The organism is Pantoea sp., from assembly GCF_028283705.1.
Taxonomy (GTDB): Bacteria; Pseudomonadota; Gammaproteobacteria; order Enterobacterales; family Enterobacteriaceae; genus Pantoea.
Genome location: NZ_JAPWKD010000001.1, coordinates 137,566 through 164,380, shown reverse-complemented (window position 1 = coordinate 164,380; position 26,815 = coordinate 137,566). Strand labels below are relative to the sequence as shown.

The following is a 26,815-nucleotide window of genomic DNA, read 5'->3' as shown; positions in this document are numbered from 1 at the left end:
ATAACATCCCGGATGTTGAATGGCAAAAAAAGGAGGTGGCACAACAAATAACTCAAAATAGTTATTGGCGTTAATAAAATAAGACCGGGTAAATCAAATTATATTGCGCGCAGGCTGAGTCCCCTGCGCGCTTTTTTATTTGAAATTAATAAATAATTTCAAAATGAGAGCAACATCACTGTTGCTTGATTAACATCAAACTATGAGCGGGTAAAAAACGGCCTAATTTCATTCCGGACCTGAAGAATATAATTAAATCCGGCAGACACCATGAAATTAAAATTACTCAGTTTTATTCCGCACGCGCATAAATGGCGCAATATTCAGATCTCACGTAAAGGCGCAGTTTCACCCTCTGGTCGTCACTATCATTCCACGCATGTCCAGGCACATTGCAAAGGATGCGGCGAGCGTATTCATCGGATTTATTACCGTGATATCAGTGATGCGGAAGCACGCCGCTGGTTAGGATAATCAGGCAGATATCAGCGGATTGTATGTTGCAGAGATGTTATAGCGTGGTAATCTGCCCATATTAACCTCTTGACAATATCACCGCTATGCCTGATCTATTAACCACATTGAGTCACCAGATTTACCTCTCGGCCCCATTATTTATTCTTATTTTTCTCGGTTATTGCCTGACGCGTTTTGGCAAATGGCCCGCCAGTATCAGTGAAGGGATGAACTGTTTTGTGTTCAATGTGGCCCTGCCCTGCATGCTGTTTGATGTAATGAGTGATTTCTACAAAAGCCCACCGGTGGATTTTCGTCTGCTGCTGGCATTTTTTGGCAGCTGTCTGTTGGTGTTTATTGCCGGGCGCGTGATCGCAGCAAAAGTGTTCCGGCTGGAAAGCATTGCCGGGTCGGTGTTTGCGCTGGGTGGTATTTTTTCCAACAACGTGATGCTGGGCATTCCCATCGCCACGGTGTTGCTGGGCGAACAGGCATTGCCATCGGTGGTGCTGGTGTTTAATAGCCTGATCCTCTGGACCCTGCTGACAGTATCAGTGGAGTGGTCAAAGCATGGCAGCTTCTCGGTACAGGGGCTTGGCCGCACGCTGATTAGCGTACTGAAAAACCCGCTAATTATCGGCATCCTGAGTGGTACGGCCTGGAGTTTCCTGCAACGACCGCTACCGCTGATTGCGGCACAACCCATTGATCTGCTCGGCTCCATTGCCGCACCGCTGTCGCTGGTGACGCTTGGCATGAGCCTGGCGCACTATCGGGTGCGTGATGGTCTGAAGGAGAGTTACAGCATCTGCCTGCTAAAGCTGATTTTGCAGCCGATGTGCATCTGGGCGATCGCCTGGCTAACCGATTTACCGGCGCTGGAGAGTAAAGTGGTGGTGCTGCTGGGATCGATGGCGGTAGGCGTCAATGTCTACCTGATGTCGCAAAAATTTCAGGTGCTGACCGGGCCGGCTGCGGCCAGTATGTTGTTTTCCACGCTGTTCGCGGCCGTGACCACACCGGTATGGATGATGCTGATGACACTGGCCGGGTACTGACGTGCAAAAAAAGCCCTGCAACACGGGTTGCAGGGCGCATGCGTGGCTATCGCAACAAAATTATTCAGCCGGATTGGTGCGGATCAGATAATCGAACGCACTCAGTGAGGCTTTGGCTCCTTCACCACTGGCAATGATGATCTGCTTGTACGGTACCGTGGTGCAGTCACCCGCCGCGAATACACCTTTCAGGCTGGTTTCGCATTTCGCATCAATGATGATCTCACCCATGCGGTTGCGCTCAACAGCGCCTTCCAGCCAGGTGGTATTCGGCAGCAGACCGATCTGTACAAAAATGCCGCTCAGCGCGATTTCATGGCTGTTCTGATTGGTGCGATCGGTATAAACCAGGCCGGTCACTTTGCTGCCATCGCCTTTCACTGCCGTGGTTTGTGCGTTAAGGATCACATCCACGTTTTTCAGGCTACGCAGTTTGTCCTGCAATACCTTGTCAGCACGCATTTCGCTGGCGAATTCCAGCAGGGTGACGTGCTCAACGATACCCGCCAGGTCGATGGCCGCTTCAACACCCGAGTTACCGCCACCGATAACCGCCGTACGCTTACCTTTAAACAGCGGACCGTCACAGTGCGGGCAATAGGTGACGCCTTTGGTGCGATACTCTTCTTCACCCGGCACACCCATATTACGCCAGCGAGCGCCGGTAGCCAGGATGATGCTGCGTGATTTCAGCACCGCGCCAGAAGCGGTTTCAATCGCATGCAGACCGCCCTCTTTGGCTGCCGGGATCAGTTTGATCGCGCTCTGGGTATCAATCACGTCAACATCGTAATCATCAACGTGGGCACGCAGTGAACCTGCCAGCTTCGCGCCTTCGGTTTTCGGTACGGAGATGTAGTTTTCAATGTCCACGGTATCCAGTACCTGGCCACCAAAACGCTCCCCCATCAGACCGGTACGAATACCTTTACGTGCCGAGTAAATCGCTGCTGCTGCGCCCGCCGGACCACTACCGACGATCAGCACTTCATAGGCATCACGCTTATTCAATTCTTCCGCCGCACGTTTGTCAGCGTTGGTGTCCACTTTACCGACGATTTCCGCCAGGCTCATACGTCCCTGACCAAACTCTTTGCCGTTCAGATAGACCGCCGGAACGCCCATCACGTTACGTTCGGTGATTTCGTTCTGGAACATGCCACCGTCAATCGCCGTATGGCTGACATTCGGATTGAGGATGGCCATCAGGTTCAGCGCCTGAACAACATCCGGGCAGTTGTGGCATGACAGGGAATAATAAGTTTCGAAATGGAACTCGCCTTCAAGCTGAGCCACTTGCTCCAGCAGGCTCTGCGCTTCTTTCGAAGGGTGTCCACCGGTCTGCAACAGTGCCAGTACCAGTGAAGTAAATTCATGGCCCATCGGCGAACCGGCAAAACGCGGGCCGCTGTGGCTGCCAGGGTTGGTAATCAGGAATGAAGGCTTACGCACCGGACGATCATTCTCTTCGCGGAAGCTGACTTTGTCAGACAGGGTCGCGATATCAGCCAGCAGGGTCCGAATCTCTGCGGATTTGGCGCCATCATCCAGTGTGGCAATTAACTCAACCGGTTTCGTTAATTTCTCAAGGTAAGCCTTGAGTTGGGTTTTTAAGTTGGTGTCGAGCATAATGAGTTCCTGTTGCTGGTCGAAAAATCGGGTGCCGTAGCACCCGATTGGAGAAACATCGAAGGGCTGCGTGGTGGCTTAGATTTTGCCAACCAGGTCCAGTGATGGAGCCAGAGTCGCATCGCCTTCCTGCCATTTAGCCGGGCAAACTTCACCTGGGTGAGAAGCAACGTACTGTGCCGCTTTCACTTTACGCAGCAGGTCAGAGGCGTCACGGCCAATGCCTTCAGCAGTGATTTCGATAGCCTGGATGATGCCTTCCGGGTCAACGATGAAAGTACCACGATCTGCCAGGCCTTCAGCTTCACGCATGATTTCAAAGTTACGGGTCAGTGCACCTGTCGGGTCGCCGATCATCGCATATTTGATTTTAGCGATGGTTTCAGAAGAACCGTGCCAGGCTTTGTGGGTAAAGTGGGTGTCAGTAGAAACAGAGTAGATATCTACGCCCAGTTTCTGGAATTCTTCGTGATGATCAGCCACGTCGCCCAGTTCGGTCGGGCATACGAAGGTAAAGTCAGCTGGGTAGAAGAAGAAAACACTCCATTTACCCTCAACGTCTTTCTCGGTTACGTCGATAAATTCGCCGTTTTTGAATGCTGCGTTTTTGAACGGTTTAATTTTGGTATTAATGATAGACATCGGGTGACCTCCGTTAAAAGATGTGATGCAGGTTACATAATTTTCGGGCCAACATCTAATATGCAGCCGTTATCAATTAGATAAACAAAAGCTATCAAACGCGGCAAGGCCCGATTGCTGCGGCCTGCCGCGGCATTCTACACAGAAACTCCCCTGATTTAACGTGGTTTATCTTTTTGCGCCGGAACTGCTACTTTTGATTGAACTGACTGCTGGAGTTCATCAGTGCATATTCGATTGTTTCAGGAAGCTGACCGCCCTTTTCTGCGTACGCTGTTCCTTGCAGCGCGCCGGACCAACTGGACCTGGCTCGACAGTGATGACTGGCAGCTGGAGGATTTTGATCGGGTGATCATGGGTGAGACCGTGCTGGTCGCGGAAATTGACGGCCATCGTGCCGGTTTTGCCGGTGTGCTCGATAATGATAATTTCCTGCACAGCCTGTATGTCTCCCCCGATTTTCAGGGCCAGGGAGTGGGCAGTGCGCTACTGGACGCGGTACAGGCACGTTTTACCGGCACCGGGGCGCTGAAATGCCTGCTGCTGAACCAGGCTGCACAAACCTTTTATCTGAAGCATGGCTGGCAAAAGGTGGCGCAGGGTGAAAGCGATCAGGGGAAATACCTGTTGATGCACTATCCGCTGACGGCGCGCGCCAGCGGATAATCAGTCGGTTAAACCGCGCGGAAGGCGATATCGTCGGGGATCACTTCCCCATGCCAGTATAGCTGCGACGCCACGCGCCCGGCCAGCTCGCGATACATCACGGTAAACTCACTGTCAGGACGACGAATCACCGTTGGCTCACCGTCATCCAGATCTTCGCGCAGATTAATATGCAGCGGCAGCTGTGCCAGCAGACGGGTGTTGTAATCCTGCGCCAGTTTCTGCGCCCCCCCCGTGCCAAAGATCGGCTCATGATGACCACATTCGCTACAGATGTGGATGCTCATATTTTCCACCACACCCAGCACCGGTACGTTGACCTTCTCGAACATCACTATGCCTTTGCGCGCATCAATCAACGCGATGTCCTGTGGCGTCGTCACTACCAGCGCGCCAGTCACCGGGATATTTTGCGCCAGCGTCAGCTGGATATCACCGGTGCCGGGCGGCATATCCAGCACCAGATAATCCAGGTCCGGCCACATCGTTTCATTGAGTAGCTGCATCAATGCCTTGCTGGCCATAGGGCCACGCCACACCATTGCGTTATCATCAGTCACCAGATAACCAATGGAGTTGGTCGCCAGCCCGTGCGCCATGATCGGGGCCATATGGGTGCCATCCGGCGAAGTCGGACGCTGATTTTCCGTACCGAGCATGTTGGGAATCGACGGTCCATAGATGTCCGCGTCAAGAATCCCCACGCGCGCCCCTTCCGCTACCAGCGCCAGCGCCATATTCACCGCGGTACTGGATTTGCCCACGCCTCCTTTGCCGGAACTGACCGCAATGATGTTCTTCACACCATTGACGCCAGGATGGTTTTTCACCCGCTTCAGGGTGGCGATATCGTGGCGTAGCCGCCAGTCAATCGCCCGGGTTTGCGTCAGGCGCAGCAGCTCGCTGCTGGTTTGTGCTTTCAATTCCTCAAACGCGCTGGCCCAGGCGAAAGGCATCACCAGTTCCAGATGCAGTATGTCATCCAGCAACGCGACATGGCGCAAGGCTTTCAGTGTCGTAAGATTGTGCTTCAGTGTCGGATGTTCAAAGCCACTCAGCACGCCTATCACCACGGCGCGAAGGGCCTCAGGTGAATGTTGTTCCCGGGATTGTGAAGTCATCCCCGCTCCTTACTCTTTATTCTGACGCTGAACTTCAGCGATGTGATTTCAATAATATCAGATAGGGCATAAAGTGACGTGACTGTCAGGTTGTGTTTACGCCAGAGAGTGCTTCGGTTAACATCTTAAGCCCGATTTTTCATTTACAGAAAGCTACGCAAACTATGACTCAAGTCGCTAAAAAAATTCTGGTAACGTGCGCGCTGCCATACGCGAACGGCTCAATCCATCTCGGCCACATGCTCGAGCATATCCAGGCAGACATTTGGGTGCGTTACCAGCGAATGCGTGGCAATCAGGTTTACTTCATCTGCGCCGACGACGCGCACGGCACACCGATCATGCTGAAAGCACAGCAGCTCGGCATTGCGCCTGAGCAGATGATTGCTGAGATGAAGCAGGAGCATGAGACTGATTTCGCCGGTTTTGACATCAGCTATGACAACTACCACTCGACGCACGGCGACGAAAACCGCCAGCTGTCGGAGCTGATTTATGGCCGTCTGAAAGAGAACGGCTTCATTAAAAATCGCACCATTTCTCAGCTGTACGATCCGGAAAAAGGCATGTTCCTGCCCGATCGTTTCGTTAAAGGCACCTGCCCGAAATGTAAATCGCCGGATCAATATGGCGACAACTGTGAAGTCTGCGGTGCCACTTACAGCCCGACCGAGTTGATCGAACCAAAATCCGTGGTATCTGGCGCGACGCCGGTAATGCGTGATTCCGAGCACTTCTTCTTCGATCTGCCTTCCTTCAGTGAAATGCTGCAGGCGTGGACGCGTTCTGGTGCGTTGCAGGAACAGGTGGCGAACAAAATGCAGGAATGGTTCGAATCCGGCCTGCAACAGTGGGATATCTCGCGCGATGCGCCCTACTTCGGCTTCGAGATTCCAGGTGCGCCAGGCAAATACTTCTACGTGTGGCTGGATGCGCCAATCGGCTACATGGGGTCGTTTAAAAACCTGTGCGATAAGCGCGGCAATATCGATTTCGACGAGTTCTGGAAGAAAGATTCCACCACCGAGCTGTATCACTTTATCGGTAAAGACATCGTCTATTTCCATAGCCTGTTCTGGCCCGCGATGCTGGAAGGTAGCCAGTTCCGTAAGCCGACCAACCTGTTTGTGCACGGTTATGTGACGGTTAATGGCGCGAAGATGTCAAAATCTCGCGGCACCTTTATCAAAGCCAGCACCTGGTTGCAGCATCTGGATGCCGACAGCCTGCGTTATTACTACGCGGCGAAACTCTCTTCACGTATCGATGATATCGACCTGAACCTGGAAGATTTCGTGCAGCGCGTGAATGCGGACATCGTCAACAAAGTGGTCAACCTGGCATCACGTAACGCTGGCTTCCTGACCAAACGCTTTGACGGCAAACTATCGTCCGAACTGGCCGATCCGGCGCTGTATCAGACTTTTGTCGATGCCTCGGGGAAGATTGGTGAAGCCTGGTCCAGCCGTGAATACAACCGTGCCATCCGTGAAATCATGGCACTGGCGGATCTCGCCAACCGTTATGTGGATGAGCAGGCACCGTGGGTGGTGGCGAAACAGGAAGGCCGTGATGCTGACCTGCAAGCCATCTGCTCAATGGGTATCAACCTGTTCCGCGTACTGATGACCTGGCTGAAACCGGTATTACCCTCTCTGAGCGCCCGCGCTGAAGCTTTCCTGCAGAGCGAACTGAGCTGGGATGCTATCCAGCAGCCGCTGCTGGATCATAGCGTTGCACCGTTCAAAGCATTGTATGGCCGCATTGAGATGACCAAAGTTGACGCGCTGGTTGAGGCATCGAAAGAAGATGCTGCTGCCGCTAACCAGCCTGCGGTGACCGGCCCTCTGGCTGAAGCACCGATTGGCGACGCGATCACCATTGATGATTTCGCCAAAGTCGATATGCGCGTGGCGCTGATCGAAAAAGCAGAGCTGGTGGAAGGTTCAGATAAGCTGCTGCGCCTGGAGCTGGATTTGGGCGGTGAGAAACGCCAGATCTTCTCTGGCATTCGTGCCGCCTATCCGGATCCGTCAGTGCTGGTCGGCAAGATGACTATCATTGTCGCTAACCTGGCACCGCGTAAGATGCGCTTCGGTGTATCGGAAGGGATGGTGCTGTCAGCGGGTCCTGGCGGCAAAGACCTGTTTGTGCTGTCCGTGGATAGCGGTGCACAGCCAGGAATGCCGGTGAAATAAAGTTCTGAGCCGCCATTTAGGCGGCTCCTGCTCCTCCTGTAGCGGCGCGATTTATCGCGCGTGTTTTGTCGAAAAACAGCGCGATAAATCGCGCCGCTACAGACTGCAAACCTTACCCATGATGCGATCTCTGGCACGCTAAGCGCTTAATGCGTATGATGAAGCCCTATGAAAACAGGAGCCTGTCATGCCCACCGTGCTGTCTGTCAGCTGGCGCTATTTGCGCGCCTTTATCATCATTTACGCTGCTCTTTATGCCGGAATCGGCATTTCTACCCTGCTTCCTATTAACATTCCCGGTAGTATCATCGGCATGCTGCTGTTGTTTATGCTGCTGGCGCTACAAATCCTGCCCGTGGACTGGGTCAAACCCGGTTGTCATTTGCTGATTCGCTATATGGCGCTGCTGTTTGTCCCGATCAGCGTCGGAGTGATGAGTTATACCGATATCCTTACCGCGCAATTCGGTCCTATCGTTGTTTCCTGCCTGATCAGTACTTTCCTGGTACTGGTGGTGGTCGGCCTGAGCGCTGAGCGAATGCAGCGGTCTGGTGTGCCAAAGGAGCCAGGAAATGAGTGATATCTGGTGGTCCCTGCCACTGACGCTGCTGGCCTATTTCCTCGCCCGTAAGTTTGCAGCAAAAATCAAAATTTCCATCGTTAACCCGTTACTGGTGGCGATGGCGATTGTCATCCCCATTCTGCTGCTGACACATATGCCCTATGCCCGCTATTTTGCTGGCAGCGCGCTGCTCAATCAGCTACTGCAACCCGCTGTGGTGGCGCTGGCCTTACCGTTGTATGAGCAGATGCATCAAATCCGCGCCCGCTGGAAAACCATTATCAGCGTCTGCTTTATTGGCAGCATCACGGCAATGATTTCCGGCACAGCCATCGCCTTATGGCTGGGTGCAACGCCGGAGATTGCTGCCACCATCATGCCGAAGTCGGTCACAACGCCGATTGCTATGGCGGTTTCGGCCTCAATGCATGGTATCCCAGCTATCAGCGCCATTTGTGTACTGATTGCGGGTGTGCTGGGCGCGGTATTCGGCCATATGCTGCTCAATCTGTTGCAGATAAAAAGTAAGGCATCACGCGGATTAGCGATCGGCAATGCCTCGCATGCGCTGGGCACCGCGCGCGCCGCAGAGATTGATTATCAGGAAGGGGCGTTCAGTTCTCTGGCGCTGGTGATTTGCGGCATTATTACCTCGCTACTGGCACCGTTTCTCTACCCGGTGCTGATGCACTGGTTCGGGTAAACTTGCGAGAGATCTCGCAAAGTTGAAACAAGCAAGGCGGCTTACATTGTCAGAGCGATATAGATCACATATAACCCTTCAGGCGGCGCACCGCCGCTGACGCGTTAACGAGGCCATCATGCATCCAAGATTCACTTCCGCTTTCTCTGCCCTGCCGGTCAATCTGCAACAGGCGTTGCAACCCATCATGGATGCCGCCGATTTTCATGGTGTCCTGCAGGCCAATGAAGTGACGCAGTTACAGCAGGCTACCGCGCTGGAAGCCGATGCCCTCGCTCTCGCCTTGCTGCCATTAGCGGCGTCCTGTGCCGTCGCGCCGGTTTCAAATTTTAATGTCGGTGCCATTGCGCGTGGCAGCAGCGGTAACTGGTATTTCGGTGCCAATATGGAATTCCGCGGTGCACCTTTACAGCAGACGGTGCACGCGGAACAAAGCGCCATCACCCATGCGTGGCTGCGGGGTGAAACGCAGCTGGAGACCATCACCGTCAATTACACACCGTGCGGCCACTGCCGCCAGTTTATGAACGAGTTGAACAGCGGCACCGCCATTCGCATCAGCCTGCCAGGCCGTGCTGTCAGCACCCTGGGCGATTATTTGCCGGATGCTTTCGGCCCCGCGGATTTGAATATCGCTGAGCGTTTGCTGACCCCGGTCAATCATGGCTTTAGCTTGCAGGGCGACACTCTGCAACAGGCAGCCATTGAGGCAGCCAATCAGAGCCATGCCCCCTACAGCCACAGCTACAGCGGAGTGGCACTGCGTAGCCGCAGCGGGCAGATTTTTACCGGACGTTATGCGGAAAATGCCGCATTCAACCCCAGCCTGCCTCCGCTACAGGCAGCCTTGATTCTGCTGAATATGCACAACGAAGCGCTGGATAGCGTGCAGCAGGCGATACTGGCGGAATGTCAGGGGGCAGTGCTAAGCCAGCATGACGCTACGCGTGCCACACTGGCGGCGCTGGGATGTGGCGATTTTACCGCTGTCACCTTGTCAGTTTGCGCAGTTAAGTGATCCTTTTACCGCTTTTGTGACCTTTTATTAACAAAAGCTGTACATCTGCAGGAAATTTCATAGGATCTGGCGCCAGAAATCACTTCACAATAAGAAAGTCTGGCGTTACCTTTCCCGGCGACACGCCAGAAAACACTGCAACCGGAGCAAAAACTGCATGGAACTCGAGTACGAAAGTAAACGTCCGCTGTATATTCCTTATGCCGGTCCGATCCTGCTGGAATTTCCGCTGTTGAATAAAGGCAGCGCCTTCTCCCTCGAAGAACGTAATGAGTTCAATCTCAATGGCCTGCTACCCGAAGCAGTTGAAACCATTGAAGAACAGGCCGAACGTGCATGGCGTCAATTCCAGGATTTCAAGAACAATAACGACAAACACGTTTACCTGCGCAATATCCAGGACACCAACGAAACCCTGTTCTACCGCCTGCTGGACAATCATCTGGAAGAGATGATGCCGATTATCTATACCCCGACGGTCGGTGCCGCCTGTGAACACTTTTCTGAGATTTATCGTCGTGCGCGCGGCGTATTTATTTCCTATAACAACCGCGATCGCATCGAAGACATGCTGCAAAACGCCACCAAACAGAACGTGAAGGTGATTGTGGTAACCGACGGCGAGCGTATCCTTGGTCTTGGCGACCTGGGTATCGGCGGTATGGGGATTCCGATCGGTAAACTTTCGCTGTATACCGCCTGTGGCGGCATCAGCCCGGCTTACACCCTGCCCGTGGTGCTGGATGTGGGTACCAACAACCAGCAACTGCTGAATGACCCGCTGTACATGGGCTGGCGTCATCCGCGTATCTCGGGTGAAGAGTACGAAGAATTCGTTAACGAATTTATCCAGGCGGTGAAACGTCGCTGGCCGAAAGTGCTGCTGCAATTTGAAGACTTTGCGCAGAAAAATGCCATGCCGCTGCTGGAGCGTTATCGTGATGAGATCTGCTGTTTTAACGATGACATCCAGGGCACCGCAGCCGTGACCGTCGGTACGCTGATTGCCGCCAGCCGCGCTGCGGGCAGCCGCCTGTGCGAGCAAAAAGTGGTGTTCCTTGGTGCCGGTTCTGCCGGTTGTGGTATCGCCGAGCAGATCATCGCGCAGATGAAATCAGAAGGCCTGAGCGATGACGAAGCGCGTGCCCGCGTGCTGATGGTGGATCGTTTTGGTCTGCTGACTGATAAACTGCCGAACCTGCTCGATTTCCAGAGCCGTCTGGTGCAGAAGAGCGACAACCTGAAAGCGTGGGATATCACCAGTGATTCCATTTCCCTGCTGGATGTGGTGCGCAACGCTAAACCGGACATCCTGATCGGTGTTTCCGGTCAGCCGGGCCTGTTCACAGAAGAGATCATCCGTGAGATGAACAAACACTGTAAACGTCCGATTGTGATGCCGCTGTCAAACCCCACCTCACGCGTGGAAGCCACCCCGGCGGATATTATCGCCTGGACCGATGGTGCCGCGCTGGTGGCAACCGGTAGCCCGTTTGCACCGGTTAGCTGGAAAGGCAAAATCTATCCGATTGCCCAGTGCAACAACTCCTACATCTTCCCGGGCATTGGTTTGGGTGTGATCGCCTCTGGCGCCTCACGCGTTACTGATACCATGCTGATGACCGCCAGCCGTGCTTTAGCCGATTGTTCACCACTGGTGAATGACGGCGAAGGCCCGGTGCTGCCGGAAATCAAGGATATCCAGGGCGTCTCCAAAGTGATCGCCATGGAAGTGGGTAAAGCCGCACAGCTGGCTGGTGTTGCCGTGGTCACCTCGGAAGATGTGCTGTCCAGGGCCATCAATAACAACTTCTGGCTACCGCAGTATCGTCACTACCGCCGTACCTCAATCTGATTGAGGTTAATTGCCGGGCAAATCCGCCCGGCAATGCGCAAAAAAACACCAGCTGACTGGCGTTAACTTGCTTCCCGCAGAGGCCTCAAGTAGCCTTGAATCATTCCTTTTTCCGCCAACCGAGTGCCTGCGCGCATGATTAAACGCGTTTTCTTTGGTCTGCTTTTCATCATCTTACTGATGGTGGCGACCGCACTTGGCCTCGATCGCTGGATCAGCTGGAAAACCGCCCCCTTCATCTATGAAAATGTCGCTGCATTACCGCATCGCCAGGTCGGTGTGGTGTTAGGCACGGCCAAATATTACCGCACTGGCGTAATCAACCAGTATTACCTGTATCGCATTCAGGGTGCCCTCAACGCTTACAACAGCGGTAAAGTGAATTACCTGCTGTTAAGCGGCGACAATGCGCAGCAAAACTATAACGAACCGATGACGATGCGCCGCGATTTGATCAAAGCAGGCGTCGATCCGGCCGATATCGTGCTCGATTATGCCGGGTTCCGCACGCTGGATTCGATCGTTCGTACCCGCAAAGTTTTCGATACCAATGATTTCATCATCATCACCCAGCGTTTCCACTGTGAACGCGCGCTATTTATCGCCCTGCATCTGGGGATTCAGGCGCAGTGCTATGCCGTGCCGTCACCGAAAAATATGCTGACGGTGCGTTTCCGCGAAGTGGGTGCGCGCTTAGGGGCGCTGGCAGATTTGTACCTGATGAAACGCGAGCCGCGTTTCCTCGGCCCGCTGGTGCCGATTCCGGCGGTGCATGAAGTGCCCGAGGATGCGCAGAGTTACCCGGCGGTGACGCCAGAGCAGTTGCTGGAGCTGGAACAGAAGCTAAAAAAATAAAAAGGTCGGGATAAATCCCGACCCTGCAAAACGGCAGGGTCACCATTGATGGTGACCCATGCACAGATAAGAACGTTACTTTTTACGGGCGTATTTCAGCGAGTCCAGCGCCACGGCGAAGATGATGATGCCGCCCTTGATGATGTACTGCCAGTAAGGGTTCACGCCGATATAGGTCAGACCGTAGTTGATGACGGTGAAGATGATCACACCGGTCACCACACCTGCGACCGTACCCACCCCACCGGCGAAGGAGACACCGCCGACCACGCAGGCCGCAATCGCATCCAGTTCATACATAAAGCCGAGGTTGTTGGTCGCACTGCCGATACGCCCCGCTTCCAGCATCCCACCAAAGGCATAGAACACCCCGGACAGCGCATATACCAGAATCAGGTTCAGCGGCACGTTAACACCGGAAACTTTCGCGGCTTCCGGGTTACCCCCGATAGCAAAGATGTTTTTACCGAAGCGCGTTTTGTTCCACAGGATCCAGACGAAGATGATGGCGATAATCGCGTAGAAGGTGATGTACGACAGTTTGAAATCACCAAAGCGGAAGAAGCCCTGGGCAAATTTCGAGAAGCCAGCATCAAAACCCGCAATCGGCGATGCACCGACAAAGTCGTAGTACAGCGAGTTAATGCCGTAAACGATAATCATGGTACCCAGGGTGGTGATAAATGGCGTCACTTTCAGATAGGCGATGATCACGCCGTTCACCAGACCGATGATGCCACCAATGATGCACACCGTCAGAATCACCAGCGGAATCGGCACGGTATCCAGATGCGGGAAGACTTTGTTGGCGTTATCCATGGCCTGCAACAAGGTTGCCGCCACCACCGCCGCCAGACCCACCTGACGCCCTGCCGACAGGTCAGTACCCTGGGTAACAATTAACCCGGCCACACCGAGTGCGATAATAATACGCACTGATGACTGGGTCAGAATATTACTCAGGTTCATTAAACTTAAAAATGTCGGATCCTGGAAAATAATAATAGCCAGCAGTACCAACAGGACAACATAAATGCCGCCCTCTTTTAACCAGGTTAGCGCATTCTTTTTAGTAGTCGCTTTCATGTTAAAGCCCTTGCTTCATTAAAGGTGTAATGACGCTAAACGCAGGATTTCATTCTGCGAGGTCGTTTTAGTATCAACAATGCCCGCTACCTGTCCATTACTCATCACCAGAATGCGATCGGTAATGCCCAACAGTTCTGGCATTTCAGAAGAGATAATAATGATGCCTTTTTCTTTCTTCGCCAGCTCGGCAATCAGCTGGTAAATTTCGAATTTTGCCCCGACGTCAATACCACGAGTCGGTTCATCCAGCATCAGAATTTCCGGCTGAGTTAATAACCAGCGACCAATAATCACCTTTTGCTGGTTACCGCCAGAGAGCGATCCAATTTGTGTATGATGGCCCGGAGTTTTCACCCGCATCGCATCAATCACCCATTGGGTATCGCTTTTCATCCGTTTATTGTCCAGCAGTCCCATATTGTTTTTATACTTTCTGATATTGGAAATAAGTGAGTTAAAACCAATATCGAGGTAAGCATAAATACCGGTGGAACGCCGTTCTTCCGTTACCAGGGCAAAACCGTGGTTAATCGCTTCATTCGCACTGTGGTTATTAATCGCTTTGCCATGCAGCTTAATAGTGCCGCCTGATTTCTCGCGAATACCAAACAGGGTCTCGACGATATCAGTACGCTTAGCCCCCACCAGCCCGGCAATGCCAAGAATTTCACCTTTATGCAGATCAAACGAGATATCGCGAATCGACGGCTGGCGCAGCGATGTCAAATGACGCACTTCCAGAATCACTTCACCCGGTACGTTAATTTTGTCCGGGAAGCGCTGGTTGAGTGAACGGCCAACCATCATGGCGATGATCTTATCCATATCCAGCCCTTCCAGCGGCTGGGTAGTAATCCATTGTCCGTCGCGCAGGATGGTGATCTCATCACACAGCTGGAAAATTTCTTCCATCTTATGCGAGATATACACAATACCGCAGCCACGATCTTTCAACTTCCGAATAATAGTAAAAAGATGATTAACCTCTTTTTCCGTCAACGACGACGTTGGCTCATCCATAATAACGATTTTGGCGTCATAGGAAAAAGCTTTGGCGATTTCAATCATCTGCATCTGCGAAACAGACAGATTGGCAACCTTATCGCGCGGATCAATATCAATATCCAGCTCTTCAAAGATCGCTTTAGTATCGCGATACATTTTATCCTGATCGACAAATACGCCTTTGCGTGGATAGCGGCCAAGCCACATGTTATCCATTACGCTGCGTTGCAGAACCAGGTTTAATTCCTGATGCACCATCGATACGCCATTTTCCAGCGCTTCTTTGGAGCTTTTGTAATCAATTTCTTCACCCTGAAACAGGATGCTCCCCGTATCCTTTTTATAAATCCCAAACAGACATTTTAATAATGTGGATTTGCCGGCTCCGTTTTCACCCATCAATGCGTGAACCGAGTGAGGCCGCACTTTTAAATTCACATTATCTAAGGCTTTAACCCCTGGAAATGATTTCGAGACATTCGTCATCTCCAGCAGATATTCACGCTGTGTGGTCGGATTATCACTGGCCATAATTTACCTGGCTAAAAAAAGCGTTGGTCAGATGCAATAAGGCGCGGCGTAATGCCGCGCCCGGGACGGATTACTTCACAAACTGAGACAGATTATCTTTATCTACCGGTACATAAGGAACGCGAACGATCTTATCAACCATCTTGAAGTTAGTGCCTTCAGTTGCTGGCTTACCATCAGCCAGGTTTTTCGCCATATCCAGCGTCGCTTTTGCCTGGTTTTCCGCATCGTTCAGCACGGTACCGGCCAGTGCGCCAGATTTGATCAGCGCCAGCGCTTCTGGCAGGGCATCAACACCGAACACCGGGATAGAGGTCATGTTGTGCGCTTTCAGTGCTTCTACCGCACCCATTGCCATGGCGTCGTTGTTAGCGATAACCACTTCGATTTTCTTCGCATTCGGGCCTGACAGCCAGGCGTCCATTTTGTCTTTCGCCTGTGCGGTATCCCACATCGCGGTATCCATCGCTAACTGCTGCGTTTTGATGCCGTCTTTGTTCAGGGTATCGATAACGTATTTCGTACGGGCTTCAGCATCCGGATGGCCCGGTTCACCTTTCAGCAGGACATACTGAATTTCGCCGTCTTTGTTCAGATCCCATGCCGGGGTGGCTTTCCAGTGTTTCTCAATCAGTTTGCCCTGGATAACACCGGACTCTTTAGAGTCGGTACCCACGTAGTAGGCTTTGTCATAGCTGGCCAGCACTTTGGCGTTCGGTTCTTTGTTAAAGAACACCACCGGCACATCATTGGCTTTTGCTTTATCAATGACCACTGCGGCAGCAGCCGGGTCTACCAGGTTGATCGCCAGCGCTTTCACGCCTTTAGCCATCAGCACGTCAATCTGATCGTTCTGTTTTGACTGGTCATTCTGCGAGTCATTCATCAGCAGCTGTACGCCACCAATTTTCTTCGCTTCACTCTCAATGTCCTTACGCACCATGGACATAAAATTGTCGTCATATTTGTAAATGGTGACGCCAATGCGTGCATCTGCGGCGTGAGCCGTCGCACCAAACATCATGCTGGCAACCAGTGCTGTGAGCGTGAAAACCTTCTTATTCATGGTATCTCCGGTTTTTTTATGCAGGGTATTTCATCGCGCCATGCTGCTCTGTGGCAGACAGCGCAGTCGGTTGAAACTCTCTGGTGGGGCGGATGCATCAAGCTCAAAGCCAAACCACCACCGTTTTCCTGACTTCCCTGTGCGTAACCGCTTCCTGAAGAATGTTGTGAACCATTTCAATCGGCTGCTGAAACCATGTCGGGGAAGGAAAACCCGGCGTTACATAATGTTTCAGTCCGGTAAGACGCTGCCATCATAGTGATCGGCATGTTAATTAACTGTGAATACAATCACAGATTGAAAACGGTTACACAGCCCCATCGCCTGAATTAGTGACAGACTCCACATTTTGCCGCTGGGCCACCGAATGGCGGCGTACCAGCGTCGGCATAAAGCAATGGGTCGCATGCGGATCCAGTTCCCCGGCGGCACCTTTCAGCGCCAGCTCGGTGGCCAGTTTCGCCATAGAAACAATGGGATAACGCACAGTCGTTAACTGTGGATCGGTATAACGTGAGATGGGTATGTCATCAAAACCGATGACGGAGAAATGCTGTGGCACCTGAATACCATTGTCTTTCAACGCAGTGAGCGCGCCTGCGGCCATGCCATCGTTGTAGGAAAATACGGCGGTTAAATGTTGGTTACGTCCCAGTAACTCTACCATGGCCGCCTCACCGCCCTGCATATCCGGCTCGGCCTGGGCGACCCAGCTTTCCGGTGGACGGATCCCCTGCTCTGCCAGGGCCTGCAGCCAGCCTTCACGTCGCTGGGCCACATCTTCAATCGGGTGACTGGAGCTGAGAAAACCAATGCGTTGATGCCCCTGTTGTAACAACATGCGCGTAGCAACCAGCGCACCGGTTACGTTATCGAGACAGACGCAACGGTGTTCAAAACCCGGAATAGTACGATTTATCAGTACCATACCAGGAACCTGTTCGAGGAAATGCGCCAGTTCGGCGTCTGAAAGCGTTTTCGCGTGAACCACCAGCGCGTTGCAACGCTGGCGGATCAGCACCTCAATGGCATGACGTTCTTTCTCTTCCAGATGCCAGGAGTTGCTGATCAACACATGTTTTTGCATGCGCTGAGCAACGGTATCTACCGATTTCACCAGCGCACCAAAAAAGGGGTCGGAGACATCCATGACGACAACGCCAATGGTATCGCTGACCTGAGTTGCCAGTGCCTGAGCATTGGCATTAGGCCGGTAACCCAGCGTATCCACCGCCTGGAGTACGGCTTCGCGGGTATCCGCGGTAACGGCACTGCTGTTATTGAGCACACGCGAGACGGTGGCTACCGACACGCCGGCCTGACGGGCGACATCACGAATCGTTATCATGCAGCTGTTCCACAGAGGAGAAAATGCGCCTGGTGCGCGTAACGGCGCTATTCTGTCAGGGCCTCTGGGGATGCAGCGTGAATTACGTCACACGAATGAAAACGGTTACATACAATTCTGCAACCTTTGTGATGGCCGTCATTATCTTACTGGATCGCGTTACGCGATTTACCCGCCGCTAATGCCGTCAGTTTGCGCCATAACCACTCCATGGGTCCCTGGCGGAACCGGCGCAGCCACAGCACGGAAAACAGGATGTTAACCAGCCACACAGGGGGAACAAAGACCAGCAATTGCAGGCGGTCATACTTCATAAACAGACCGAAACGATAAAACAGCGTGGTGCAGATCAGCGTTTGCAGCAGGTAGTTACTCAACGCCATCCGCCCGACGCACTGAATGGCGAAACTGATACGCGTTGCGGCAATCTGTGGCCAAAAGCCGAGGCACAGCGCGGCATAACCGAGGCTGAGAAACGGGCTGGCGACATCACGCGGTACCTGCAAATAAAATCCGCTCCAGATGAAATCCCAGCCAAGATGCCACTGCCCGATGATACCTGGAATGGCGATCAGCCAGCCCACGCTCAGCAATATCACAGCCGCGCGGCGATAATGCTGCACGCTGAATTGCCCGCTCAACCAGCCGGTACGCATCAACGCAGCACCAATCAGCATCAGGCCCGCCAGCTGCCAGCCATATTGCGAGGCCAGCGCCATCAGGCTGGAAGAAAGATGATCAAGGCGGTTCTGCACCGCTTCCCAGCCCCCCAACAGCTTCCAGTAGCGTTCATACTGGAGATCGGCCACACCCGGCAACCAGGAACGGCTGGGTTGCGGCGAGGAAATCGCACCAAACACCAGCAGCACGCCGCACCCCACCAGATACAGTAGCGCGCCGGTTTGTAATAATGCGCGGTTCGAGGGCACTTCACGTAACATCCGCCAGATAACCAGACCAATCAGGCCATAATCCAGCAGGATATCCCCTTCCCAGAAAAACAGCGCATGGATCAAACCCAACAGCACCAGCAACGACAGACGCGCCGAAATCCAGCGGCTGCCGCGCGGAATCTGCATATGCAGCCCGGCACCAAACAGTAACGCGAACAGCGTGAGGAATTTGAGTTGCGCCAGACCGTCCATCACCGCCCAGGTCCAGGCGTCAGACAACGAAATCTCGCCCTGCCATGCCGGATTGAGATACGCCGCCGATGGCAAGCCGAAGCCAACAATGTTTAACAGCAGAATGCCGAGAATGGCGCAACCACGAATGAAATCCAGCGCGAGATAGCGTTGCATCGGGTGTCCTGAGGGAAAAATGAAAACGGGCGGCAAACGCCGCCCCAAACAGTCTTAGTTATGACGTACCGCGCGCAGAAACTCCTGACGGGTATTCTGGCTGGATTTAAACAGGCCACCTAATGAAGTGGTCGTGGTGGCGCTGGTGGCATCTTTCACACCGCGCGCTTTGACACAGTAATGCACCGCATCAATCGACACTGCCACATTGTTGGTGCCAAGCAGCGTCTGCAACGCAATCAGCACCTGCTGGGTCAGACGCTCCTGCACCTGCGGACGCTGGGCAAAGAACTGCACAATGCGGTTGATTTTCGACAAGCCAATCACTTTATCTTTCGGGATGTAAGCCACGGTAGCTTTACCATCGATGATCACGAAGTGATGTTCGCAGGTGCTGGTCAGGGTGATATCACGTACCGTCACCATTTCATCAACCTTCATCTTGTTTTCGATAACGGTGATTTTGGGGAAGTTGGCGTAGTCGAGACCTGAAAAAATTTCATCCACATACATCTTAGCGATGCGATGAGGGGTCTCCATCAGGCTGTCATCTTCCAGGTCAAGATTCAGCAGCTGCATGATTTCGGTCATGTGACCGGCGATCTGACGCTTGCGGGTTTCATCGTCCATTTCACGCACCGGGGCGCGTAACGGCGTTTCCAGGCCACGCGCCAGCAGCGCTTCATGAACCAGGGCGGCTTCCTGACTTAAGGTGCTCATCGTAATCTTCTCCGGCAGGTGATGCGCCCGCAGGTCGATGCCTGCGGGGGAATTTCTGAGCGCGTATTGTGAAACACTCCGCGCGCTTAATCCAGCAATCAATCTGATTGGAGATGAAAGCTTTTCATGGAGCGCTACGACGAAATACCAGCGCGCCCGCCAGCAGTAAACCGGCCCCGGCAACCCATAAGGCCGGTTCCAGCTGATGCCACAGCAGAGAAGAGACCCACGACAGCAATGGCCCGCCGAGTTGTCCAACGGCATAGCCCGTAGTCAGCAGCCCGGCCAGATAACGCGTATGCTGCGGAGCCAGCTCACGGCCATATTGCAACGTCAGTTGTACCACGCACAGGAAACCACCCCCGATCAACACAGCCCCGATCATCAAACCATTCAGCCCTGGCAGCACGCTTGCGGCGATCACGCCCAGCGCCTGCGCCCACAACACCAGCGCCAGCCGGACATGACTGCTGCCCCAGTGGCGGGTCATGATGCCAAGGAGGATGCCGATGACCGCCGCACCGCCAAACACCGGCCAGACAAACTGGGCGAAGTCGCTATGCGGGAAACGGGCTGCCGCCATTTGCGACAGGAAGGTTGCAGGCAGAATGTAACCAAAGCCGGCCAGGCTGTAACTCAGTACCAATCGCTTCAGGTTACCATTCAACACCAGCGGCGCAGGGGCCTGCTCGGGCCGATGCAGCTGGCCCTGGCGTGGCAGAAAACGGGCGATGGCCGCAATCAACAGCAACGCCAGTAAACCATACGCGCCCCACGCCAGCGCGGCACTGGCACCGGTGGCATGCAACAACACCGCCAGCATCCCGCTGAGGAAGATCCCGGTGCCCGGTCCGGCAAACACCGCCGCTGACAATCCCGGGCGTCCATGATGCAGCAGTTGTTCATTACTCCATGCCGCCACCAGTACCATCGCCCAGCCGCTGGCACAACCGATAAGAAAACGAATCAGACCATGCAACCATGGGCCAGATACGCAGGCAGAGAGCAACGTCAGCACCACCGCGCCCCATACTCCCAGCTGCAAGCGCCATTCGACGCGCGTGCGTGCCCGCATGGCATCAAAGGAGCCGCACAAATACCCCAGATAATTCAGTGCCGCCACCAGGCTGGCACTGGTCAGCGTCAACTGATGGTCCTGAATCATTAATGGGACCTGCGGCGTAAAAGCAAACCGCCCAATCCCCATCGCAACCACTAAACTTAAGAATGCACTGAGCGCGACGCGAAACGCCATAACTAACCCCTGATATTGTTTTATCACTTGCTTCAAGCATGCGCGATGTTTAAACTCACGAAAAGTGAATAATACTAACGAAGTTGTTTACGAGAAGAGAATATGGATCTGGTCCAACTACGCATGTTCTGTTCTGTGGCTGAAACCGGTTCTCTGGTTCGGGCGGCGGAACAGCTGCATCGGGTTCCCTCGAACCTCACCACCCGTCTGCGCCAGCTGGAAGAAGAATTGGGCGTGGATCTGTTTATCCGCGAGAAGCAACGCATCCGCCTGTCACCGATGGGCCATAACTTTCTCAACTACGCCCAGCGTATTCTGGCGTTGAGCGATGAAGCGCTGAGTATGGCACGCGCCGGTGAACCCGGTGGTAACTTTGCTCTCGGTTCAATGGAAAGCACCGCAGCAACGCGTCTGCCTGGCTTGCTGGCGGCATATCACCAGCGTTTTCCCTCGGTAGCGCTATCGCTGATCACAGGCACCTCGGGCGAGATCATCGATAAAGTGCGCGAAGGCACGCTGGCAGCCGCGCTGGTTGATGGTCCGGTGACCCATGATGATCTCAACGGCTGTATCGCTTTTCGCGAAGAGATGGTGTTAATCACCAGCCTTGAACATAAGCCGATCATCAATGCGCGTGATACTCAGGGCGATACGTTGTTCGCCTTTCGTAACAGCTGTTCGTATCGCGTCAAACTGGAATCCTGGTATCGCGACAGCCAGACCGCGCCGGATAACGTGATGGAAATCCAGTCTTATCACGCCATGATGGCCTGCGTTGCAGGCGGTGCGGGTGTGGCGATGATCCCCGCATCGGTGCTGAACCAAATGCCCGGCAAAGTTCGGGTACAGGAACATGCGCTACCCCCGGCGTATCGCGACACCGCAACCTGGCTGATGTGGCGTCGGGATGCGTTCACCCCCAATGTCGAAGCATTGAAGTATTTGATTATTGAATTATTTGATGACCGGCCGCTCAACGATGAGCTGATGCATCCGCTGCATGCGACCGAGTAATTTTAACCGTTATAAAGACCAACGGGCCGCCTGGCCCGCATCTACAGGAAGAGGAATTGCATGAACATGATTAAAACCCGTGCCGCCGTTGCCTGGGCAGCTGGCGAACCACTGAAAATCGAAGAAGTGGATCTGATGCCACCACAGAAAGGCGAAGTGCTGGTACGCATCGTGGCGACCGGTGTATGCCATACCGATGCGTATACCCTGTCAGGTGCCGATCCGGAAGGCGTGTTCCCGGCGATTCTTGGTCATGAAGGCGGCGGCATCGTGGAAGCGGTGGGTGAAGGCGTAACCAGCGTGGAAGTCGGTGACCACGTGATCCCGTTATATACCCCGGAATGCGGCAAATGTAAGTTCTGTCTGTCAGGCAAAACCAACTTGTGTCAGGCGATCCGCGCCACGCAGGGCAAAGGGTTGATGCCGGATGGCACCACGCGTTTCTTCAAAGACGGCCAGCCGATTTTCCACTATATGGGCACCTCGACGTTCTCTGAATACACCGTGGTTCCGGAGATTTCACTGGCGAAAATCAGTAAAGAAGCCCCGCTGGAAGAAGTCTGCCTGCTGGGTTGTGGCGTGACTACCGGCATGGGCGCGGTAATGAACACTGCCAAAGTGAAAGAAGGCGATACCGTGGCCATTTTCGGTCTCGGTGGTATCGGCCTGTCCGCGATTATCGGGGCGAAAATGGCGAAGGCTGGTCGCATTATCGGTATCGACATCAATACCAGCAAATTCGACCTGGCGCGCAAACTGGGCGCAACCGATCTGATTAATCCAAAAGATTATGAGAAGCCGATTCAGGACGTGATCGTTGAACTGACTGATGGAGGTGTGGATTACTCGTTTGAATGTATCGGTAACGTTAACGTGATGCGTTCCGCGCTGGAGTGCTGCCACAAGGGTTGGGGTGAGTCGGTAATTATCGGCGTCGCCGGTGCCGGTCAGGAAATCTCCACCCGTCCGTTCCAGCTGGTTACCGGTCGTGTGTGGCGTGGCTCTGCATTTGGCGGCGTAAAAGGCCGTTCGCAGCTGCCGGGCATTGTGCAGGATTACCTCGACGGTAAATTCGCGCTCAATGATTTCATTACCCATACCATGCCGCTGGAAGATATCAACGAAGCGTTTGAGTTGATGCACGAAGGGAAATCCATCCGTTCCGTGGTGCATTTCAACAAATAACCAGGAGGCGTTATGGCATCCACTCTGGAATTGCTTGAAGAACATCGCATGTTTGGCGGCTGGCAACAGCGCTGGCGACATGCTTCATCGGTACTCAATTGCCCGATGACTTTCAGCATTTTTCTGCCACCGCCCAGGGACGACACACCACCGCCGGTGGTGTGGTTCTTCGCCGGGCTGACCTGCACCGATGAGAACTTCACCACCAAAGCGGGCGCTCAACGCGTGGCGGCGGAACTGGGTCTGGTGCTGATTATGCCAGACACCAGCCCGCGCGGTGACGATGTGGCGAACGACAGTGGCTACGATCTCGGCCAGGGCGCCGGGTTCTACCTCAACGCCACACAGCAACCGTGGGCGGCGCACTATCGCATGTTTGATTACGTCAGCCATGAGTTACCGGCGCTGGTCGCTGCTAATTTCAAGCTGAGTGAGCGACAGTCGGTGATGGGCCATTCGATGGGTGGCCACGGCGCATTGCTGCTGGCGTTGCGTCTTGGCGGGCGTTTTGCTTCGGCTTCGGCCTTTGCGCCCATCGTCAATCCAACTGAAGTGCCGTGGGGACAGAAAGCGTTTAGCGCCTATCTCGGTGACGATCGCGCCAGCTGGCGTGAATACGATAGCTGCCTGCTGATGCGTGAGGTGGAGCATCGTCTGCCAATCCTGATTGACCAGGGCGACAGCGATCAATTCCTTGCCGATCAGCTGCATCCGGAACGTCTGGAAGCCGTGGCGCGTGAGCAGGGTTTCCCGCTGGAATTACGCATTCAGCCGGGATACGACCATAGCTACTTCTTTATCGCCAGTTTTGTGGAAGACCATCTGCGTTTTCACGCAAAACATTTGCTGGTGTAGGGCAAAATAAATCTCAGCCGCGAACGTTCGCGGCTTTTTTTGCTTATAAAAAGCGTGGTATGAAGCTGTGGGGAGTATCGAAATCATGTTTCAAGGTGAAACTTCCCTCTTCGTCCTCAACATTAAAGACTTTATTGGTGGTGATGCTCATCGCCTTTAATGATTTAATCACAATGGTGTCGGCAGAAAAATGTGCGGTTTTATCTGCAAGTAAAGTGTCATAATTCACTATCGGTCGATAAAAATAACAAAAGTCCATCGATTCGCGTTCAGGTATATTATTTGCCACCATCACACGACAACGCACGCCTCCCTCCGGGGCCATGCGCTCTGTGGCGCTGACATGGTAATGCGGCGCGACAATCAGCGTTTTCGTCTCTATCTGTTTTATTTTCTTACGGCCAAACAATATTTTTACCGCATCAAGAATATCCTGCCTGACCGCACGCACCGAACTAATGGGGTTATCGCGGCTGATCAGCATCGCACCCGCTGGGTCAAATATAAGATTTTGACAAACGATATCGTTCGCTCTGACTTGCTCAAATAAAGCGACCGGAGAATTTTTAATTTGTTCGATCATTGCCGTACATTGAAAAATCACTTCCGGCTGGGTTGCAGGGCGCTCTGTCCAAACGGATAGTGACGCACGAGGAATCTTCATCATTTTTTCTCCATAAAAAATGTGTCCCGTGGTTCTATCCTGGATTGGCCTGGCGATCAGTGATTGGTACGACAAAATATCATTAAGAAAGCGGCGCGATAGATCGCGCCGTGATGAAAGGGCTAAATAATTGACTCCGCCACCAGGCCATCAATCATGACCTGCGGCATTCCCTGTGAGCAACATTCGATACGGCCACGCACACCGTAAACCTGCGCCAGCGTATCCGGGGTGATGACCTGCGCCGGTGCGCCATCGGCCAGCAAAGTCCCATTCTTCAGCATCAGGGCGTGATCAGCATGACGCAGGGCGATGTTAATATCATGCACCACCACCACCGTAACGATATTACGCAGCCGCGTTTCACGGCGTACCAAATCCATCACGTGGAACTGGTAATTGAGATCCAGCGCGCTGAGTGGCTCATCCAGCAGCAGCAGCTCGGGACGACGAATCAGGGACTGGGCCAGACCCACCAGCTGCTTCTGTCCACCGGAGAGCTGATCAAGATAGCGCATCGCCAAATGAGCAATACCGAGTTGCTCCAGCAGATGCATGATCTCCGTCTCACTGGCGGCACTATGCAAACCGCCTGAGGCGCGCTGTGCCACGATGATTGATTCCAGCACGTGCAGATGCACCCCGGCAGGCAGCGTTTGCGGCAGGTACACCACACGCTGCGCACGACGGGCAAACGGCTGAGTCATTAACTCTTCACCGTTCAGCCAGAGCTCGCCCTGCCCTTTGCTCAAACCCGCCAGTGCACGCAGCAGCGTCGATTTGCCACAACCGTTCGGCCCGAGCAGCACGGTGATCTTGCCACGCGGCAGCTGTGGAACGTTGAGGTCCTCGATGACTTTACGCTTCGGATAGCCTGCGTAAAAATGGCTGAGACTTAATCCCTGTTCCATTACACATTCCCCCGATGACGCAGAATAATGCTCAGGAAGAACGGCACACCAACCAGCGAGGTGACGATACCGACCGGAATGATGACGCCAGGAATCAGGTTTTTCGATGCCACCGACGCCAGCGACAGTACCAGCGCACCGGTCAGCGCACTGGCTGGCAGATAATAACGATGGTCTTCACCAAACATCATACGGGCAATATGCGGGGCCACCAGGCCAATAAAACCAATCGGCCCGACGAAGGCCACCGCCAGCGCCGAGAGAATGCTGATGCGTAATAATGTGGCGAGACGCAGGCGACGCACATCGATGCCAAAGCTGATCGCGCGGTCTTCGCCAAGGCGCAGCGCCGTCAGTTTCCAGCTGCTGAGCATGGAGAACGGAATCAGGATGGCAAAGGCAGCCGTCAGCACGCCAAGTTTCTCCCACGAGGCGCGCGCCAGGCTGCCCATGGTCCAGAACACCAGTCCCTGCAGGGTATCTTCACTGGCAATAAACTGCATCATGGAGACCAGCGCATTAAAGGTAAACACCAGCGCGATACCAAACAACACCACACCTGAAGTGGAAACCCGTGTCCAGCGCGTCACGCCGTCCAGCATCAGCGCGGCAAACAGCGCAAAGATAAAAGCGTTGGCCGAAATAAACCACTGATCCGGCACACCCGGAATACCAATTCCGAGAATAATCGCCAGTGCCGCACCAAAGGCCGCAGCGGAAGAGACACCGAGGGTAAAGGGACTTGCCAGCGGGTTATTCAGGATGGTTTGCATCTCTGCCCCGGCCAGGCCAAGGGAGAAGCCCACCACAATGGCCATCAGTGCATAAGGCAGGCGGATGTCCCAGACGATGACCCGCGTACCCGCATCAACGCTATCGGGCTGTGTCAGGGTCTGCCACAGGGTGTGCAAAGAAAGCCCGGCCGGACCGAGCGTGAAATCAAGAACTAACGATGCCAGTATTGCCAGCACCAGAACACCGATCAGCAACATCCGCTGACGCAGCACCTGATGATAGTGCGTCATGGTATCGACATCGTTGCCGTTTTCCGCCACCAGCGCGGCTTCCGAGGTACGCATTGTTTTACCTGTTTCTCGTCACAATCATA

At 53.7% G+C, this 26,815-nt stretch carries 25 protein-coding genes; 12 read left to right on the top strand and 13 right to left on the bottom strand.

Going from position 1 to position 26,815, the window contains the following annotated elements; genetic code table 11:
* The first annotated feature begins 270 nt into the window (after positions 1-270).
* Together PW844_RS00735 and PW844_RS00730 are read left to right on the top strand one after the other, a co-directional pair.
* Positions 271-474 (top strand): hypothetical protein, encoded by a 204-nt coding sequence (locus tag PW844_RS00735; RefSeq protein ID WP_299445528.1) that lies wholly within the window; start codon positions 271-273, stop codon positions 472-474.
* Between the two features lie 86 nt (positions 475-560).
* On the top strand, positions 561-1,514 hold the full coding sequence (locus PW844_RS00730; RefSeq protein WP_299445526.1) for an AEC family transporter: 954 nt from the start codon (positions 561-563) through the stop codon (positions 1,512-1,514).
* A gap of 60 nt (positions 1,515-1,574) precedes the next feature.
* Here the strand turns inward: PW844_RS00730 and ahpF are convergent, their stop codons facing one another.
* Together ahpF and ahpC are read right to left on the bottom strand one after the other, a co-directional pair.
* On the bottom strand, positions 1,575-3,143 hold the full coding sequence (ahpF, locus tag PW844_RS00725) for an alkyl hydroperoxide reductase subunit F (RefSeq protein WP_299445524.1): 1,569 nt from the start codon (positions 3,141-3,143) through the stop codon (positions 1,575-1,577).
* A 78-nt stretch (positions 3,144-3,221) separates the two neighbouring features.
* A complete protein-coding gene (gene ahpC / locus PW844_RS00720) occupies positions 3,222-3,785 on the bottom strand; it encodes an alkyl hydroperoxide reductase subunit C (protein WP_013509781.1) in 564 nt (187 codons plus the stop codon).
* A gap of 225 nt (positions 3,786-4,010) precedes the next feature.
* Between ahpC and PW844_RS00715 the strand changes: the two genes are divergently transcribed.
* On the top strand, positions 4,011-4,451 hold the full coding sequence (locus tag PW844_RS00715) for a GNAT family N-acetyltransferase (protein WP_299445520.1): 441 nt from the start codon (positions 4,011-4,013) through the stop codon (positions 4,449-4,451).
* 8 nt (positions 4,452-4,459) lie between these two features.
* On the opposite strand, the gene apbC is transcribed toward PW844_RS00715, so the two are convergent.
* The gene (apbC, locus tag PW844_RS00710; RefSeq protein ID WP_299445518.1) at positions 4,460-5,572 is read right to left on the bottom strand and encodes an iron-sulfur cluster carrier protein ApbC; all 1,113 of its coding nucleotides are present in this window, start codon (positions 5,570-5,572) and stop codon (positions 4,460-4,462) included.
* Between the two features lie 164 nt (positions 5,573-5,736).
* Here apbC and metG point away from each other — a divergent pair, with 164 nt between their 5' ends.
* From metG to sanA, 6 genes are all read left to right on the top strand, one after another.
* Positions 5,737-7,770, top strand: a complete 2,034-nt coding sequence (gene metG / locus PW844_RS00705; RefSeq protein ID WP_299445516.1) for a methionine--tRNA ligase — start codon at positions 5,737-5,739, stop codon at positions 7,768-7,770.
* Between the two features lie 187 nt (positions 7,771-7,957).
* Positions 7,958-8,350, top strand: a complete 393-nt coding sequence (locus tag PW844_RS00700; RefSeq protein ID WP_299445514.1) for a CidA/LrgA family protein — start codon at positions 7,958-7,960, stop codon at positions 8,348-8,350.
* Positions 8,343-9,035 (top strand): CidB/LrgB family autolysis modulator, encoded by a 693-nt coding sequence (locus PW844_RS00695; protein WP_084876040.1) that lies wholly within the window; start codon positions 8,343-8,345, stop codon positions 9,033-9,035. The genes PW844_RS00700 and PW844_RS00695 overlap by 8 nt, the downstream gene beginning before the upstream one ends.
* Positions 9,036-9,153: 118 nt before the next feature.
* Entirely contained in the window at positions 9,154-10,053 is a 900-nt protein-coding gene (gene cdd, locus PW844_RS00690; RefSeq protein ID WP_299445510.1) for a cytidine deaminase, read from the top strand.
* Positions 10,054-10,210: 157 nt separating this feature from the next.
* Positions 10,211-11,908: an NAD-dependent malic enzyme gene (locus PW844_RS00685; RefSeq protein WP_299445508.1), complete on the top strand. Its 1,698-nt coding sequence runs from the start codon at positions 10,211-10,213 to the stop codon at positions 11,906-11,908.
* Positions 11,909-12,043: 135 nt separating this feature from the next.
* The gene (gene sanA / locus PW844_RS00680; protein ID WP_084876043.1) at positions 12,044-12,763 is read left to right on the top strand and encodes an outer membrane permeability protein SanA; all 720 of its coding nucleotides are present in this window, start codon (positions 12,044-12,046) and stop codon (positions 12,761-12,763) included.
* A 75-nt stretch (positions 12,764-12,838) separates the two neighbouring features.
* On the opposite strand, the gene mglC is transcribed toward sanA, so the two are convergent.
* The 7 genes from mglC to PW844_RS00645 all read right to left on the bottom strand — a co-directional run bounded on the left by mglC (position 12,839) and on the right by PW844_RS00645 (position 21,078).
* Positions 12,839-13,849, bottom strand: coding sequence for a galactose/methyl galactoside ABC transporter permease MglC (gene mglC, locus PW844_RS00675; protein WP_299445503.1), 1,011 nt, complete (start codon positions 13,847-13,849; stop codon positions 12,839-12,841).
* Positions 13,850-13,867: 18 nt separating this feature from the next.
* Positions 13,868-15,388: a galactose/methyl galactoside ABC transporter ATP-binding protein MglA gene (gene mglA / locus PW844_RS00670; protein ID WP_299445501.1), complete on the bottom strand. Its 1,521-nt coding sequence runs from the start codon at positions 15,386-15,388 to the stop codon at positions 13,868-13,870.
* A gap of 70 nt (positions 15,389-15,458) precedes the next feature.
* Positions 15,459-16,454 (bottom strand): galactose/glucose ABC transporter substrate-binding protein MglB, encoded by a 996-nt coding sequence (gene mglB, locus PW844_RS00665; protein WP_299445499.1) that lies wholly within the window; start codon positions 16,452-16,454, stop codon positions 15,459-15,461.
* 307 nt (positions 16,455-16,761) lie between these two features.
* Entirely contained in the window at positions 16,762-17,802 is a 1,041-nt protein-coding gene (gene galS / locus PW844_RS00660; RefSeq protein WP_299445497.1) for an HTH-type transcriptional regulator GalS, read from the bottom strand.
* 146 nt (positions 17,803-17,948) lie between these two features.
* Entirely contained in the window at positions 17,949-19,103 is a 1,155-nt protein-coding gene (yeiB, locus tag PW844_RS00655; protein ID WP_299445495.1) for a DUF418 domain-containing protein YeiB, read from the bottom strand.
* A gap of 54 nt (positions 19,104-19,157) precedes the next feature.
* Positions 19,158-19,823, bottom strand: coding sequence for a GTP cyclohydrolase I FolE (gene folE, locus PW844_RS00650; RefSeq protein ID WP_084876050.1), 666 nt, complete (start codon positions 19,821-19,823; stop codon positions 19,158-19,160).
* A 124-nt stretch (positions 19,824-19,947) separates the two neighbouring features.
* On the bottom strand, positions 19,948-21,078 hold the full coding sequence (locus PW844_RS00645; RefSeq protein ID WP_299445492.1) for a YbfB/YjiJ family MFS transporter: 1,131 nt from the start codon (positions 21,076-21,078) through the stop codon (positions 19,948-19,950).
* Positions 21,079-21,180: 102 nt separating this feature from the next.
* On the opposite strand from PW844_RS00645, the gene PW844_RS00640 reads away from it, so the two are divergent.
* From PW844_RS00640 to fghA, 3 genes are read left to right on the top strand one after another with little or no spacing between them, the layout of a single operon-like run.
* Entirely contained in the window at positions 21,181-22,092 is a 912-nt protein-coding gene (locus PW844_RS00640) for a LysR family transcriptional regulator (RefSeq protein WP_299445490.1), read from the top strand.
* Positions 22,093-22,152: 60 nt separating this feature from the next.
* Positions 22,153-23,277, top strand: coding sequence for an S-(hydroxymethyl)glutathione dehydrogenase/class III alcohol dehydrogenase (locus PW844_RS00635; RefSeq protein WP_299445488.1), 1,125 nt, complete (start codon positions 22,153-22,155; stop codon positions 23,275-23,277).
* Between the two features lie 12 nt (positions 23,278-23,289).
* Positions 23,290-24,132, top strand: a complete 843-nt coding sequence (fghA, locus tag PW844_RS00630; RefSeq protein WP_299445486.1) for an S-formylglutathione hydrolase — start codon at positions 23,290-23,292, stop codon at positions 24,130-24,132.
* Between the two features lie 43 nt (positions 24,133-24,175).
* Here the strand turns inward: fghA and PW844_RS00625 are convergent, their stop codons facing one another.
* The 3 genes from PW844_RS00625 to PW844_RS00615 all read right to left on the bottom strand — a co-directional run bounded on the left by PW844_RS00625 (position 24,176) and on the right by PW844_RS00615 (position 26,732).
* Positions 24,176-24,799 carry a hypothetical protein gene (locus PW844_RS00625; RefSeq protein ID WP_299445484.1) on the bottom strand — a complete coding sequence of 208 codons (624 nt, stop codon included), beginning with the start codon at positions 24,797-24,799 and terminating at the stop codon, positions 24,176-24,178.
* A gap of 119 nt (positions 24,800-24,918) precedes the next feature.
* Positions 24,919-25,707, bottom strand: a complete 789-nt coding sequence (locus PW844_RS00620; protein ID WP_084876056.1) for an ABC transporter ATP-binding protein — start codon at positions 25,705-25,707, stop codon at positions 24,919-24,921.
* The gene (locus tag PW844_RS00615; RefSeq protein WP_208617318.1) at positions 25,707-26,732 is read right to left on the bottom strand and encodes an iron ABC transporter permease; all 1,026 of its coding nucleotides are present in this window, start codon (positions 26,730-26,732) and stop codon (positions 25,707-25,709) included. The genes PW844_RS00620 and PW844_RS00615 overlap by 1 nt, the downstream gene beginning before the upstream one ends.
* Between the last annotated feature and the right edge of the window lie 83 nt (positions 26,733-26,815).